Source organism: Endozoicomonas sp. NE40, assembly GCF_040549045.1.
Lineage (GTDB): Bacteria > Pseudomonadota > Gammaproteobacteria > Pseudomonadales > Endozoicomonadaceae > Endozoicomonas_A > Endozoicomonas_A lisbonensis.
Genome location: NZ_JBEWTB010000001.1, coordinates 165,800 through 181,190 on the forward strand (window position 1 = coordinate 165,800; position 15,391 = coordinate 181,190).

Consider the following 15,391-nt stretch of genomic DNA (forward strand, 5'->3'; position numbering starts at 1 on the left):
CTGTGCCAGTTAATTAACGGCTGGTTTACCTTTGCGGTACCAGGTGCGCCGACTCATGCCCAGGGCTTCCCAGGGCTTTGTTTGACTCAGGGCGCTGGCTTCCCAGGTGGCACGATCTACCACGCCGGCGGCACGACGCTTCTTCTCCTTACGCAAGCGGTCACGCGTCCGGGATTCGGACCGGGAAATAATGGTCTTAAGCTGTTTCTGCTCATCGTCACCGATGCTCAGCAGGCTGATCAGGGTGTCGTTCTTCGGCGTGTATAAAGGAGGGTAGCGTCGTCCATTAAACTCGACCTTTTCACCCGCCTCAAACGCCCTCGCCTTACGGTACAGGGTTGACAGTTCCGATGACCGATAGCCCCAGTTCGGGTCCATCTGACGAGCCAGTTCCGCCGCTTCGTGCCATAACCCGCCGGAATGAGTCGCCCCGCTGAGCAGCAGGAAGTTCATCTGCCAGAACAGCAGGCTCATCCTCTCCCCTGCCTTCACCTTTCCATCTTTCTCCTTTCCCCCCTTTAGCATCCGCAGTTTTTGCAGGGTGCGAATATCTTCCAGCCGGTCCCAGGCCAGACGACGACCGCTGAACGACCGCTGCCCTTTTCCTGCCAGATCCGATACCAGCGACAGTCTGTTTTTCCGCTTTTTTCCCGCCTTTTCCAGATCCCACCGTGCCATTGGCAACAGCATTTCACACAACCATTCAAAATCGTAACGCTTTGGTTTATCGTCCGTTCCGCTGGTGATGTGCAGAACCCTTGCCACCTGCTGACTGCGGCTGTTGACGGTATCGACCAGCCGTAATACACGGGAAGCGTCTTTTGCCCGGGGGTCAGCACCGGTTTCGTGCAGCAGATCGACCAGAAATCGCTGACAGGCGTTCCAGCGGGGCAGTGCCTGTCGTGGCAAGGTTCCATCCAGCAACCATTTGGCGTGCAGCCCCCGCCCGCTCCAGATCACCAGTGACGGTTGCGGTACCCCGGCCTGTTCGCAGAAATAGAGGAAACTGTCGACCTGCTGGTCAGGGGTGCGCCCTTTCGCCCAGGGCATGCGGTAGGTGTCGACATCGACAAACAGCAGGCCGATGCGTGCCAGGTTGACCACCCGGCGGTTGGGTAACAGGAACTCAGCCTGGCTGATCCAGGTATCTTTGGTGGGATCGACCAGTGGCAGAACCTGGTGCAGATCGGTCAGACGATAGGAAACCTGTTGTTTGCGGTTAAGTTGCTGAATCAGCAATGAAAAGTAGCCGTAACGCCCCTGATCAAGATAACTGCCGGCTTCCGCCGTTGAGTCAATATCCAGTGCATTCTGTATGCCCCCTGCCCCCATCGCGTCCCCATTCGCATCAACCGGTGGTGAAGTTTCATCGTTGCACCGGTTACACAAATGCGTCCACGGGGGGCGGGAAATGGTTACACAAAAGGTGTAGAAAGTCCTGAACTTCTGGCTAAAAGGATCGTCTACACTCTGTACTTTTTTTTATGGACGTTAATTAAATGAGCAATGTTATATCCGAGGGATTATCAATACGAACAATAATGGCCGGGTTATTGATGACCCTTATTTTTGTATCAGGCAGCAGCTTTGGGGGGCTGACTGATAAAGAAAAAGGGATCAGAAACGCTAACAGGCATACTGCTGAACGCTACCTGGACATCGTTTTTGCCTCTGAAAATGAACGTTTTCTGATTGACCAGATTAAATCTATTCACAAAGCCTATGTCCGGCAGGGCAAAACGATCGACTCTTTCCGGCTATCCAGAGACTTACGGAAAGCAGCGCTGACCGACCTTATACTATCGGGGTTTGATATTTACTGGGAGAACACCAACTACCATATGAGGCACCGGTCTCATCTTCTGGAGGAACATCTTTACGACAGGGTGGTACCGGAAACCCAGCAAAATATCAGAGCCTATAACCAGAATGACTTTCTGGTACTGGATGAATTTCATGCCGGTGACAGGATCGAATCATTAAGAGCGTTAGTTGAACTGGCGGTACAACATGGTTTGTCAAAATACCCTTACAGCCCTTATTCACATAAGGCGCTGGCAAACCAGCTGGCTTATATTCTGATTGAACTGCATGAAATATACTGGAAACCCAGGGCGCTACGAAACCTGAACGCCAGGTATCACGCAGCAAAAGCTGAAGCGAAGGGAAAGCCCTCGTTTGCTCACTATCGTCAACATCTTATTAATACGCTGACTTCAGATCCCAATAAGACCCTGTGGTATACCTTCAAACCTGACAAGACTAGCGCAGGCAAGCCAGCAAGAGACTATAAATCGTTTCAGACCACTCTGGCGGGTCACTTTCCTGATGTTGAGGCTTTCGGTTCTGAATCCGTTAACAGGCGCCCAAAGTCGACCTATTCAAAGCCACAAGCGACAGTGAAACCGCCGGTTGCTGAAGAAACGTCGCCGAGTAAGCTGTATTTTGCAGCGAAGGTGGTGGCTGGCTGGTTTATTGGTGTCAATATTGTTGGAGCAGTCTGTTATTTCTGTTCAGGCAACCCGGGCCGGGACAAAAAAACCTTTGAAAGGGGTGAGGAAAACGCAGCGGGTGTTGAACACAATGGGGATGAAGAACCCTTCTATGAACGGAACCTGCGCAAACGTCGCTATAACGATAATAAACCCTCCATGCCCCTGGATCAGGGTGGCGGCAGTGTCTTCACTTCAGCGGTGTCAGTGGACAGAACTGCACCAGAGTCTGAGCTGACCCGGAGATTGTCATCCTCAGACGAGGACACAACCTCTTCCGGGTGGGGCTTCTCATCATGGGGTAGTCAGGAAGGTGACACCTCTTCAGACTGGGTTGGTACTAGCAATTCATTAGATGATGTACAAAACAGGGCTTACAGCGATAATGAAGATGGTTGGTAACTTTTCAGTTCCACTATCAGCCCCGCTATCCAACCCCACTTCAAGCTTCGTTTGCCAGCGCCTTCAGACAGGCATCCCAGAGCCGGGCCAGGCTGGATAAATAGTCAGGCTGCTGATGACGTGTTTTCTGGTTCTCCACACACTCCGCCCGAATGGCATGGAGTGCGAGCAGGTTGGCGTAATCCCTCTCCTGCATTAATTCGTTGCTGCTGAGGCTCTTATCTTCAACAGGCATCACGGTGCGCCACTGTTCGGCGGGTACCGAGGTCATGGTGGGAAACCACAGCACAGGACCATTGCTTTCTGCCAGCAGTAGATTACCGTGGGGGAAGATGGCGGACAGCCGGTGGTTAATCAGGTTAGCGCTGCCATCGTCGTGTTCAGAAGAAAAGTTCTGGCACAACAGGGATACTGTGACGTCTTTTCCTTTGATGGTCAGTTGTCTGAAATACGCCTCTCTGGCTTCAGTATCCGCACAGGTGACCTCAAGGTTTTCCAGACTCCCCATGGCACGACCCAGCATATCCAGCCCGGAATAGAGTGTTCTCAGGTTGACAGACACACTGAATGTCAGTGCTTTACTCATGTGCTCTGCGGTCTTTATGGCGTTAAAAAAAGCCTGGGGCGCATTCAGGTCAGCAAAATGCCCATTCACATGAAAACAACAGCCGTGTTGTTCAGCCAGTTTCAGGCAGGAGTCCATAGCTTCGAACCCCATGGGGTGTTCTGCCAGTACATGCACCTGCTGCCTGAGCAGTCCGTGGATAAGGTTCAGCCCTGCCGCGCCGGGAACCGCAACGCAGGCAATATCAATATCCGACACCGGCAGTTGCGCAAGGTCGGTAAAATGCGGGACAGAGAAGTATTGCGCCAGTTCCTGTGAACGCTGGCTGCCCGTTGACAGAATACCTGCCAGCCTGAAGTCCTGAACGAAAGGGCTTGCGATGGCCCGGAGATACGTTGCCCCATAGTTGGTTCCGCACACCAGAATATTCATGGTCAGTCCTTTTGTTTATGCAATCGGGTGAGGATGTGGATTAACAGCAGCCCCTTTCAGCAGGCGCCTTAAGCGTGGATTATTAAATCGACGGAACTGCTCACCGAAATGAATAGGCTGCAAATGTCGTCCTACCGCACGGGCTACCTTGAAAGGGGTCAGACTGACATCCGGAGCCGTTACATCAACCACGGCAATCTCAACGCCGGTATCAGCCAGGCGTTCTTTCAGATCCGAAACGTTATTAATCACCGGGTAGGTCCAGTCTTCCGGATCGATGGCTTTATCAGCGTCCTGACGCATAAAATCAAAGCAGGACTGCTTGTCTTTTGCGAAGTAATAGGCAGCATGATCTTCCAGACTGCGAACGTCGTCAGCCTGCCGGGGAAACGACTGCCCCGTGGACATCAAATAACACAGATAAGGCATCACATGCCCCTGCTCCAGCAGGGCTTTTCTGGCCGCGACCCGGATATCGCCATGGCAGGACAGAGCAACGGACGCTGCCGGTGTACTGATGCCGTCGCCCAGTGATAAACAGACGACAGTCGGCACATGCAGGCCCACATCCAGCAGGTACAGTTCCAGCTCAACGCCCCGCTGGTGAAGTTCGTCAATCAGAAGGCGCATCTTGCCTTCATACAAGCTGTCTATATTAAGTCGCTGGCAGGGCTGCTGTGCGTACCATGTCAGCATCATGGCATCCCGTTCAATCAGTTCATAACAGGCCCGAAGCGCCGCGTCGTCGTGGTTTTGTCCGGCAGCGAGGCCGTTTGAAGAGACCTGGCTGAACTGTTCTTCGTAACGGCACTGGAAATTAAAGTAGGTGACCAGCGCCGGTACCCATACGGGCGTTGTCGTACCAACCCAGTAGCCCCTGGCCCAGTGAACAGACCGTTTTCTTTTCCAGGGGGCGAAAGGAAAGCCTTCAGAGGCGTATTGCTTTTTGGAGTACAAAACAAGGTCGTCAGGATCAAGGTACTCCCCGGTCAGCTGGCTGATGGCCGCGTATTTCAGCTGATCCTTCTGGTACCGGGCGGCAGAATAACGCTCCAGAGCTTCACCAATTGCACTGATATGAGCCGATACCGCGTCCAGCCCCTTACCGGAACCCACCTGCCCCATTCCCCGGGGATCAAAGGTTCCCTGAGTAAAGGTCGACACGCTGGCTGATGCGGTCACAGGAAAATCCGGCAGGGTGTGAAGGTGGTCGTTTAATTGCCGGATGATGCCGGTAACAGGATCAAGCCAGCCATCAAACAGCTGCTTCAGTTCTTTGACCGTATTAATGCTGTTTAATGGATTGGCGGCAGGTTGGGGGCGGTGGCCGGATGGCTTCTGGTCGTGAAAATGATGGGGCTGATACGGTGTGCCGCCACAGACATCGCACCAGGGAACGGGGATAATCCGGTGTTTGCGCGATTCGCCTGTTACCAGATTATGCACATTGACCCGGCTATGAATGTCTGATGTCGTGTAGTTTAACAACAGCTTCAGGGCTTCCATGGCAAGACCATGACCATGCATGGGTGCCATGCCTCCCAACAGGCTGCGTGAGCGGCTGTTTTCCCGGCTGTCGAGGGTGCTTTGTTCCAGCACATGACTGAGCTGGGGGTTGTCTGAAGCTCCGAGCCTGCGCAGGCGCATACAGTTCCAGCAACCGGGCTGACCGGCTTTCACCACCGGACCAATCCAGGACTCAAGGCCATCAATGGTGCCAAACAAGGTCGGCACCGGTTGCTGTTGCAGAGACAGCGACACCTGTTGTGAATGATACAGGGCTTCAGGCCCGAGGGTGACAATGGCCAGGTCAAATGCGTAATCGGTGGTGTAATTGATGACCACATGACCTTTCTCGTCGGTCGCAAAAGGCTCGGACGTAAGGTTGCACCAGGGGGCAAGCGCGCCAATGCGTTCAGCAACCACTGTCGTCCGTGGGCTGTCGATATCTTCGGGAAGAAAGGCGCTGTGATTGATCTGGTCGTCAAGGCTCAGGGATGAACCATCGACCAGATGAATATGCCCTACCCCGGTTCTGGCCAGCTCGTCCACCAGATGAACGGACCAGGGTTCCAGACCGATCACCAGCACATGGGCTGAGGCTAATGAGGACAGCTCTTTTTTGTCCGCCGTGTTCCATGCCTGCAGAAAGCGCTGCTGGGAAGGCCAGGGTGGCTGAGAGACGGTTAATTCATCCTGTTTAACGACGATGCCCTGGTTCATCAATGTGCCGATCAGGCTGGCGATACTTTCTTTGTCGTAGTCTTTTAGGGCCTGACAGAGTGATTCAAGGGAGTGCTCGCCATTCAGTAACGGAATCACGTTAGAGACAAAAGCTTCGACATCCCTGCCATGCAGTTGAAAGGTGCCTAAATCGGATTGCAGCAATAAACCCTGTTCGTTTTTTGAAATGGAAGCGGCCGGACTTAATTTTAATGTACTCACATCCAGTTCCTTTGCATGTATGGGTGGCTTTTAGCGAAGCCAAACAACAGATTCAGCTAAAAGCCGGTGTTTATCAACCAATTTTCATGCTGTTAACTGCAACTGCTGAGCAGACAGTAATACACCGGTGGTGGTGTGGCAGAAGGCGAGCAGGTGACACAGCAATACGACGATGGTTGTGCAGGCTGGCAGGTCACACAGGTGAGGACCGGTTGGTTGCCTTGCTGGCCAGCCTGACAGGGTGTGCAGGGGCTGCAGGTCAATGGTCCGGCATTGCATAAATAAACCGGTCCCGGAGCTGGCTGGCATTGCAGGCACTGCACGATACAGGGGCTACACTGCACACAATAGCTGACCGGGTTGGGGTTACACTGCACACAGTAACTGACCGGATTCGGGTTGCACTGGACACAGAAACTGATCACACAGGGTGAACACTGTGGCGCAGCGCAGAAATTCACAATGCAAGGGGTACACTGCAGCGATGAACATTGCACGCACTGATAGCTGCACTGCTGACATTGATAGTTGCACTGAACACACTGATAGCTGTATTGCTGGCACAGATAGTTGCACTGCTGGCAGGTGTCGCACTTTCTAACACCCCTGGCTTCAAGAGCCTGCACCTGCTGTTCGAGCTGCTCGACTTTAGACGTCAGCTGGCTCACCTGGACTTCAAGTTTTTTTTCACTCATTGTTTCTATCCTTGAACGGTAAGATGTCTGACCAGACAAAGGTCTACAACCAAATTCCACGACACAGTGCGATGGTCAGGTGACTGTGCGCGTAAGCGCACAAGTTCCCTGCTGAATAAATCAGAAAAATTCTGGTTTATTGGCGCAGAGAGTATTCACCATGCAAATGCACAGGAATCCGGCTTTCAGACAATGCGCCTTAATGTATTGGCAACAATGTGTGGAAACTGAATCAGGCTGCCGTCAGGCTGGGGAAACTGCAGCGTAATATTCTGGAGATATTGCATCTGCACTTCACCGGTCTCCAGAAACTCCAGCCACATCGTGTTGGAGAAACGTTCGACATTGATGACCCGGGTTTCAAAAGGGATGTTCGCCACCGATCCGTTGTGATGGCTGTCGACTTTAATCACCGTGGTTTGCACTACAGGCTCCGGTGTTAAAGCCAGAGTCGCGTTGAGAACTGCATTGGGATTGACGTTGGGGTTATTGACGACATCCGGCCCGTAGGGAATATAGAAGTCTGCGGGCAATGCTTTGCCGTCTTTGCTGGGCAGGGTTGATACGGCTTCGATATTGGGACGACCGGGAATGATCTCAAAACCGCCGGTTGCCAGAATGCTGTTGCCATGGGGTACAGACACCTGTTTCACAATGGAACCGGCAGGGTTCTGTGGCGGAATGGGTTCGGGCGCTGGCGGGCTGGGAATGGGGGAAATCCCCACCGGGCCAACCAGTTGCGGGCCGGTTTTTAAATGCAGCCAGGAACCGTTTTCGGCATGAACCAGCTGATCTTTCTCTGGCCCTTGTGAAAAGAAAACCCGTTGCTCATAAAACAGTGTGTAAGAGTTCTGCTGAAATTTACCACCACGGTTAGGTACTTTATCGGCAATGGCACTGAAGGTGATCTCTTCATAATAAGGAAAGTTTTTTAGAATAAAGCCGTTCTTTGCCGTCGCTTCCGGCAGGGGCATCACGTTGTAGCCGTTTTGCGGTGTGCTGACCCAGGTGCCGATCAGTTGCGCCAGTGGGCCGAGGTTGTATAAAACGTCCTGATTGTCTCTGCCTTTGCCCTGGCGTAACAGGGGCGGGAGAACGTTGTTCCAGTAGGTGTTGGATTCTGTACTGGCGTAGCCGGGTTGGGAATGTGTAGCGGAAGAGGCGCCGGAAGAAGTGCCGGAATAAGGACATCGCTGTTGACTGTCCTGCTGACTGCTGCTTTTCGTGTTATCGCCGGAGGTTTTCTTGCTCATAGATCGTCCTAATCTTTTGATTCAATGAAATAACTGCCTGCGTTACGGTTTTCAATTATTGTCTGAGGACTATGACATCCCTGTTAATGCCAGATGGCTTATGCCAGAAAAAAGGATTTCATTGGGTTGGGTATGGGTTATCTGCCAGCGTGGAAAAATATTTACCGAAAATCGGTTTAAAATAGTAACTACGTCACACTAATCAGAATTTATTAAGTATCGTTAATAAACGCCTAAAGACGTATATTAAAATTAGTATCGATGATGTTATTCCCAATAATATACAACCGTTCGAATATCCATTCTCTTCCGAGTTCCTACTTGCACTTCCTGTGCTGAAAGCGCTATGTTGATTACGCTTTGAGGACCCATTTTTGAGGCAAATGATGTCGCATCTTTGTTTACCTTTTTCATATCATTTCCATAAAAAACTTTAGACTTCGCTTCCATTGCTATCTCCCTCATAACAGTTAACGGTTCATTTAGTCTTCTTTTCACTCATTCACTTCATTCATAGGCCAGTTAGCCCATGCCGTATTATTCCACTCATGAATCTCCTTTAAGGTATTGTCCGGATCAATAACGCAGTAGATTTTATAGGCCGTCTCTGAATCGTCCGGCGACCAGGTTAATCGTGCGGTTTTTGTTGTCTGCTTGCCTGCCAGCTGAACAGTTACATCTTTGTCGATCTGTTTGCCACCGGTGGCGGGATCGCCATCGTAGCAACGGACAGCCACCTTGATACTGTTATCCAGCAGACTGTAGTTGTGTATCTGAGCCTCAATGGCGACTGGTTTACCCGACTCATCCAGATCAAAACCAATTTCCCGTGAATACTGACGATAAGGGTCGGTCAGGTCTTTTGATCGCATGGGCAGGGCAAAAGCCGGGTCAGGCAGTTCACCATAGGTTTTATACCAGCCGCGCTTTTCACGGGTGTCGGGTATATCCACCTTATAGTCAACAACGAGATAGCCCAGTTGTGACCAGTAAACCCAGGGGGTTACAGAGAATGAATAGTCCCTGTCCGGAAAAGACGACAGGTATATGTGAATACTGGTGGAGTCCTGATAACTCAAATCTAATGTCGAAAGCTGTTTTTCGGTATATTTCGACTGTGTCTCGATATCCAGTCCGAAGCTGATGAATTTGGTAAAGCTTCCGTTAAAACCCTGCTTTCTGGTGATTTCCTGAGACTGCTCAACCGATGTCGTTTTGGTTTTAACCTCTTCCCAGGAAACGTATTCGTCTGCTTTCCCGGCAGGCCCGAGGGTAAACTCGTTCTGATTAAGCAGAACATAGCTTTGATTAATGCCTTCGTTGTCTTTTGTGATGACATCAACAGGATTTTTGGACGAGTAGGAAAGCAGGTTGGCCGTTTCATGGTTGGGCTTGTAATAAGACCCGGGCTGGTTGCCGGGGATATAGCGGATCACACCGGAATTATCGGGCCTGTCCGGAAAAACAACCATTATCGTTCCTTCCGGTTTATCCGGAACGCTATCAGGACCTGTATAGGTTGGGTATTCCCACACGGTGTAGCCAAGTTCCAGCAGGACGACATAATCATCCATTTCGGCGTAGGCGTTTGAACCAAACTCTAACGACTGAATAGAGCCAAATTTTTTAGTGAAGTTATTGCCATAGGTTTTTTCGATACTGGATTTCAGCATCGCCAGTTTCTTTTTCCCCAAGGATAGCGATGTCTTATCTGAATAGGACCAGTCTCTGGAGATATCAAGCTGCATGTTGGTGCTTGTACTCAGCTTATTCTGATAAAGAACATAGCTGTCACGGTTGTTATTAACATTCAGGGTGTCTGTTACCTTACCTTCGTCGTTCATCCACCAGTCTTCATGCTTTGGTGGCTCATTAATCAGGGCAAGAATCTGTCGGGTCGCATTCCGCCTGAATTTTTTTGGAGGGCCAACCCGGACACTGTTACCGGAAAAGTCGCCAAGCGCTACCGACAGATGGCCTCCGATCCATTTATTCGGGCCGGAGGAGTAGCCAAGAATCTGTTGTTTATTCGTACGGGCTTTGGTTTCAGTGATTTTTTTGAGATCCGTGGCAACTGAAAAAACACCCAGTGATGCACAAGTGACACAAGTCTGATCGGATGGTCTCCAGGCTGCAACGATCTCACTGGTCAGGTCGCCATTCAGATCGCCTACCTGTACATCAAGCAAGCTCCAGAATGAGCCGTCTGGCCAGTTTGTCCTTTCAGAAGCAATAAAGTCTTTGGACTGATAACCACCATTGGCAAGCAACTGTGATGCAGACAAATCGTAGCTGTAGATATTAAACGCCAGTTTTGATTCACCGTTTGCCAGAGTACCCGCTGTACCAACCACCACCTCGTTAACAAGGTCCAGGTTAAAGTCACTCACAGCAACACTGGTATAGGTATAATCCCATTCTTCCTTGGCCTGAAGGCTTCCAAGTTGACTGTGACTCAGTAAATCCGGCGTGATGGAATAAACCGTCAATTCCGGAGTCACCGTCGGTATTGACGACTGGTTGCGGATATTATGACTATCCGAGGCCCTGCTCCATGCAACAATCACTTCATCAGCCTGATTGCCATTCAAATCGCCACTGGCCAGATCGATCTGGCCAGCGACATAGGGTTTATCTGACTGATAGGCCGGGCGACCAATGGCAAGATTGCCAACCTTGTCGACGCGGGTCTTTTCTTCCAGTACGCCATTTTCACCGACGTGAAATATTTGCAGAACCAGTGGCGTCGTTTTAGAAGAAGAGCCAGCGTCTTTGCTCCATGCAACAGCCAGCTGCACGCCGTCTCCACTGTAATTCCCTGCTGTGGATGCCACCTGGGGGTAGAAGTTGTTATTTTTGAAGGCATCGCCTTGATAGATGGTTCCCAGCCGGGGCTTATTATCTTCGAAGTCGATATACTGAATGTTTAAATGGGTATCCACCCAGACCAGCATCACTTCATCTTTTTCATCATCGTCGTAATCCGCGATCGCCATGCTGATGGCCATTCGTGGTTCAGTGTCGTTTTCTTTTACATTGGAAAGGCTTTTAAGAATTTCGGATGTTTCACCCACGCCCGCATGGATAATAACCTTGCCTTCTTTGGCGTTATAGCTGGCGATAACAAGATCGGAGCGCCCATCGCCGTTAATATCTCCGGCGACAACGTCCAGATTAAAGGAAAATGCGGACTGATTATAAAATGTATTCAGCTGAAAGCTGGCTGGCAGCGCCTGTGCTTTCTGATCCAGCGAAATAAACGCTTCCGATTCGCTGTTATCTGTTTTGGCACTGTAGGTGGCAGCCGCAAGCTGTAAAGACTGTGGAAATTCTCTGGCAGTATCAATCGGTGTTTTTCCGCCTGCAGCCGGGGCTGTCCAGACCATTGCAATGTCGTTGGACTGGACAAGCTGATAGTTACCTTCAAATGGATTTGTAGCCGGTGTCACCGCTGTTCCATACGCCTGCGTGTAAGAAGCGGGTTGTTGAGATCTGGACAGTGAGGCCGGGGATTTTGATGAATCAGAAAAGCAACCTGATAGCAGTAACGGAACGAGCACTATTGAAATCACATTCTTCATGATGTTTGCTAAAACCTCTCGTCCTGATTGAGATTGTGTTCCGGTGAACTTCCTTTATCGGAAGCTCACCGGGATGCATGACACTATTCTTTTGAACATGACAAAAATGAGAACGAATGCAAAATTCTCTACTGAATCTCGTTCGTTATAGGAATAGCCGTACCTTCAACCGGCAACTTGAAGTGGGTGTTCAGGTCCTCCAGCCGGTGTTCCTTTTCCAGCGCTTTCAAGTCCACGGAGTAGACGAGTGGAGACGTGTACATACGCACGTAAAACATCTTCTGGCTCAGGTCCGACACTGTGACCCACTGGGTATAGTCTTCCGGAATGCTGGTCTGACCATCTATCGGTTCCGCTGAATTGCGGGTAGTGCCTTTGGGAATATCCACAGTGTTGAGTACGTGAAAAGCCAGTGTCGAAGCCTGCTCCTTTGAGTCAACGGGTGTTGAGAAGTTGGTCATCATAGATGTCCTGACAAAACGGTCCACGGGGGTTGGGCTACCGGGAAGACCCTGTAGACCGGTACCCTGGGAAACGGTCTCGCAGGTAAAACGATGGCCGCGGAAGCCTTTGTGAGACTTCGGGTTCTGGGCATTAACCGGAGAGAGATTGACGTAGTTGCTGATGACGTTTTCCTGCTGCCAGCCAATCAGCGGATCATTGGTCAGGGTACCGATGGGGTTCAGGTCGGAAATGTGTAACTGCCCGTCCACAAATTCCAGTACGATGGCATTGCCTTCGACATCCTGTACCGGAAAGTGAAACCGGAAAGCGGACTGTATCTGCTCAAACGGATCAACCACCCGGAGCCTGTCAGGGTTATGGTTTCCCCGGGTCAGCGTGGGGGATAGCTGATTCACCTCAAGACCATCAATCACCTCCTGACAGCTTCTGCAACGGGATAAAATCCAGGTGGTGAGGTATGGATAAAACAGTGCGTTGTTGGCACGTTTTTTCCCGTCTGACTGTTCGAAAGGCTGGTACTGGCTTTGTGCCAGAACCATTGTGCCTGTGGTTAATCCATGGGTATTCATACCGTTGGTCGCTACAATGTCGCTATGGAAGGCGTTCAGTGCGGTAAAACCATACAGTCCCTTCCATGAATACATGCTGTTAAGGTCAGGCAGGTCTGTTCTTAAAGTAATGTCCGGCGCGGCTTCCAGATGTGCGATGACCTCTTGCCCCGGATTCTGGTTGTATTCAAAGCCCGGCGAGCGAAAAAACAACTCTGAATCCAGTTCAATGCCCAGTTCCATGGAACGGCCGACGACCACTTCGTTATCTTTTGTTGATATGGAAAAATCAGTACACATAGTGAAACACTCCCTGTTGAATGAAAGCCTGGTTGACTGTTTTCAGTCGCTATAAAGACCAGACTTAAAAGGTGTTAAAAAACCTTTTAAACCCAGAGTAGCTACGCCCCTGCAACTTTCCACGCCTATCGATTAACGGATAGAAACAAATACGAATAAACAGTTTTTAGAAATAACGCTTTCATCAATACGATCCCCCAACTGTCATTAAGGCTTCCTGCCATCCGTTCACTAAAAAGGACGGATGGCAGGAAGTGAATGTGAGATGTACCTGAAAAACTACTGCTATTTCTGACTTTGTGATTGAAGCGCTTTTTCGAAACCCTCATGAAAAGGGTTTAACTTGTTATCCAAAACTCCGTTCTTGAATAGTTTGTGTAACTTGAACCTCAGACGAAATTTTTTGTCTTCATTAATGATGACGTGGATCAAATCAGCTGATTGCCACCCAGACCTTAATCGTTCAATCAATAAGCGCTCTATATCAGGCTGTGCAGTCTCATTGCTTAATGCTTCATCTATATTGCTCAGAAGTACCCGGGCTTCTTCCTCCGACACTCGCTGCTCCCGCTCCTGAACCTGTCGTTGAGCCTCTTCCCGTTCCTTTTGCCGTTCCTCCTCCAGCTTCTTTTGACGCTCCTTCTCCCGATTCTCTTTCTCTTCTTGCTCCTTTTCTAGTTCTTGTACCCGTTTTTGCTCCCATAACCGTCTGTTTTCTTCTTCCCGGGCGTTTGCCTCTTCCCGTCTCTGCTTTTGCTCTACTGCCTGTTGCTCTACTCTCTCTTGTCTGCTTTTACGTTTCTGATGGTCAGTTTGACAAACAGGAGCTCTGTCTTTACAAACCTCATCGCAGCGGTTCTTCGCTTCAGGCTTCTGCGGAGGATTTGCTTGATTCGTACTGCCGGGGCGGTCTCTTTTTTTCTTCTTTTTCTTAATCACCGGGGCATCGTCAGTGTCGAAGCCTGAATAGAGCAACTTTTTCAGAATATAGGCAAATCCGGATAAAAGAAGAGCGGGCATCGCCACCGTTTCCAAACCTGATATTATATTTAAGAGGTTATAAGCTGGAGGAATTGCTTCAGGCGGCGGTAATGGCGTTAACCGAATCATCTTCCACTGGTATCCCAGTGACTGACTGTGCTCAAACACTGTCTTAAAACCATTGAGATCGAGAAACTTCAGGCCGGTATAATCAATGAGACCATATAGATCCCGGTCAAAATAGAATATAAGAAAATGAAGCCGCGGATAGGGGTTCCGGTGTCGTATATCCCAGATTTGCCCAAGGGTATGTTCACTTTCATTACTGGGCAACAAATCGTCTGCTGTAAGGATGTTAACGGCTTTTCTTTCCTCTCTACTACCTGAGGGTTTAAAGACATCAAGGAAAATATGATGCAATAAAGGATACATGTAAATCATATACGCCTCATAGCATTTATTTTTTAAGTACGATGTTGCCAGAATACCTTCAAGATTATGCCTGAAGCTGTTTTCAATGACCTCTCCCATCCGTTTTATAATTAATTGCTGTTTCTCCGACCAGACCGGTTCTGATGAGTCGTTATCGGTGCCAGCTTCTGAATTTAGCCTAAAGGGTGGTGTATGTGAGAAAACATTTCCATTTCTTAGATCAAAGCCTGTCATCACTTCCCCCGCAGGGGAAAGGATGGTTTTTACAGGGTGTTGAATATTGTATTCGTCCATCGGCACCCGTGGCGCATATTCGTCGTAGTAAAGGCGTTCTTTATCGCACCTGAAAATCAGCGCCTGGCTATTGATAATGCGGTCTGCATCCGTGATGACATAAGTACCTTCCCCTGTATCACCGTTAGAGGAAATGGAATGTAAGAATAAAGCCATTAAGAAAAGAAAGCGTCCCGTTGTACGAATGTTTTTTTTCATCCAATCCTCTCTGGATAAGGGTTTGATTGACAAATAATGTAAGGAAAGTATTCAGGTCAGCCCCCAACCAGACGGGTGTACCTGGAGTTGTAAACAACTGGAGCGTATGGATACTAATGGCTCGCCCATAAAAGTAGGCAGTGTTCATATGACGGGCAAGCATAAAAAAGAACCAGGGATCTATAAAACTTCATGAGGTTCTGTCGAGGTGTCTCGCTACGTGTATCAAAGCAGTCGTTCAATACTCTGTGACTTAGTCGGTGTTGTCGTAAGCATTGCATAACTTAAAGAAGAAAAGTGGGTATAAA

11 protein-coding genes are annotated in these 15,391 nt (G+C 49.8%); 2 read left to right on the forward strand and 9 right to left on the reverse strand.

The annotated features are described in order from the left end of the window. Positions 1 to 9 precede the first annotated feature (9 nt). A complete protein-coding gene (locus V5J35_RS00575; protein WP_354011523.1) occupies positions 10 to 1,332 on the reverse strand; it encodes a replication protein in 1,323 nt (440 codons plus the stop codon). A gap of 224 nt (positions 1,333 to 1,556) precedes the next feature. Between V5J35_RS00575 and V5J35_RS00580 the strand changes: the two genes are divergently transcribed. Beyond that, positions 1,557 to 2,894, forward strand: coding sequence for a hypothetical protein (locus V5J35_RS00580; RefSeq protein ID WP_354011524.1), 1,338 nt, complete (start codon positions 1,557 to 1,559; stop codon positions 2,892 to 2,894). Positions 2,895 to 2,934: 40 nt separating this feature from the next. On the opposite strand, the gene V5J35_RS00585 is transcribed toward V5J35_RS00580, so the two are convergent. From V5J35_RS00585 to V5J35_RS00595, 3 genes are all read right to left on the reverse strand, one after another. Next, positions 2,935 to 3,891, reverse strand: a complete 957-nt coding sequence (locus V5J35_RS00585; protein ID WP_354011525.1) for a Gfo/Idh/MocA family oxidoreductase — start codon at positions 3,889 to 3,891, stop codon at positions 2,935 to 2,937. Positions 3,892 to 3,906: 15 nt separating this feature from the next. Further along, complete coding sequence (locus V5J35_RS00590) at positions 3,907 to 6,336, reverse strand: TOMM precursor leader peptide-binding protein (RefSeq protein WP_354011526.1); 2,430 nt, start codon at positions 6,334 to 6,336, stop codon at positions 3,907 to 3,909. An 84-nt stretch (positions 6,337 to 6,420) separates the two neighbouring features. Then, positions 6,421 to 6,615: a hypothetical protein gene (locus V5J35_RS00595; protein WP_354011527.1), complete on the reverse strand. Its 195-nt coding sequence runs from the start codon at positions 6,613 to 6,615 to the stop codon at positions 6,421 to 6,423. Between the two features lie 212 nt (positions 6,616 to 6,827). On the opposite strand from V5J35_RS00595, the gene V5J35_RS00600 reads away from it, so the two are divergent. Then, positions 6,828 to 7,046 carry a hypothetical protein gene (locus tag V5J35_RS00600; protein WP_354011528.1) on the forward strand — a complete coding sequence of 73 codons (219 nt, stop codon included), beginning with the start codon at positions 6,828 to 6,830 and terminating at the stop codon, positions 7,044 to 7,046. A gap of 170 nt (positions 7,047 to 7,216) precedes the next feature. Here the strand turns inward: V5J35_RS00600 and V5J35_RS00605 are convergent, their stop codons facing one another. The 5 genes from V5J35_RS00605 to V5J35_RS00625 all read right to left on the reverse strand — a co-directional run bounded on the left by V5J35_RS00605 (position 7,217) and on the right by V5J35_RS00625 (position 15,083). Then, positions 7,217 to 8,284, reverse strand: coding sequence for a heme-binding protein (locus V5J35_RS00605; protein ID WP_354011529.1), 1,068 nt, complete (start codon positions 8,282 to 8,284; stop codon positions 7,217 to 7,219). Positions 8,285 to 8,551: 267 nt separating this feature from the next. Further along, positions 8,552 to 8,734: a hypothetical protein gene (locus tag V5J35_RS00610; protein WP_354011530.1), complete on the reverse strand. Its 183-nt coding sequence runs from the start codon at positions 8,732 to 8,734 to the stop codon at positions 8,552 to 8,554. Positions 8,735 to 8,778: 44 nt separating this feature from the next. Further along, positions 8,779 to 11,733 carry an FG-GAP repeat protein gene (locus tag V5J35_RS00615; protein ID WP_354011531.1) on the reverse strand — a complete coding sequence of 985 codons (2,955 nt, stop codon included), beginning with the start codon at positions 11,731 to 11,733 and terminating at the stop codon, positions 8,779 to 8,781. A gap of 260 nt (positions 11,734 to 11,993) precedes the next feature. Next, on the reverse strand, positions 11,994 to 13,178 hold the full coding sequence (locus V5J35_RS00620) for a linear amide C-N hydrolase (RefSeq protein ID WP_354011532.1): 1,185 nt from the start codon (positions 13,176 to 13,178) through the stop codon (positions 11,994 to 11,996). 285 nt (positions 13,179 to 13,463) lie between these two features. Then, on the reverse strand, positions 13,464 to 15,083 hold the full coding sequence (locus tag V5J35_RS00625) for a hypothetical protein (protein ID WP_354011533.1): 1,620 nt from the start codon (positions 15,081 to 15,083) through the stop codon (positions 13,464 to 13,466). Positions 15,084 to 15,391: the final 308 nt, after the last annotated feature.

Bases quoted from the DNA above. Each gene is read 5' to 3' on its own strand.
- V5J35_RS00575 (WP_354011523.1), bottom strand. From the start codon at position 1,332: ATGGGGGCAGGGGGCATACAGAATGCACTGGATATTGACTCAACGGCG.
- V5J35_RS00580 (WP_354011524.1), top strand. From the start codon at position 1,557: ATGACCCTTATTTTTGTATCAGGCAGCAGCTTTGGGGGGCTGACTGAT.
- V5J35_RS00585 (WP_354011525.1), bottom strand. From the start codon at position 3,891: ATGAATATTCTGGTGTGCGGAACCAACTATGGGGCAACGTATCTCCGG.
- V5J35_RS00595 (WP_354011527.1), bottom strand. From the start codon at position 6,615: ATGCAATGCCGGACCATTGACCTGCAGCCCCTGCACACCCTGTCAGGC.
- V5J35_RS00605 (WP_354011529.1), bottom strand. From the start codon at position 8,284: ATGAGCAAGAAAACCTCCGGCGATAACACGAAAAGCAGCAGTCAGCAG.
- V5J35_RS00610 (WP_354011530.1), bottom strand. From the start codon at position 8,734: ATGGAAGCGAAGTCTAAAGTTTTTTATGGAAATGATATGAAAAAGGTA.
- V5J35_RS00620 (WP_354011532.1), bottom strand. From the start codon at position 13,178: ATGTGTACTGATTTTTCCATATCAACAAAAGATAACGAAGTGGTCGTC.
- V5J35_RS00625 (WP_354011533.1), bottom strand. From the start codon at position 15,083: ATGAAAAAAAACATTCGTACAACGGGACGCTTTCTTTTCTTAATGGCT.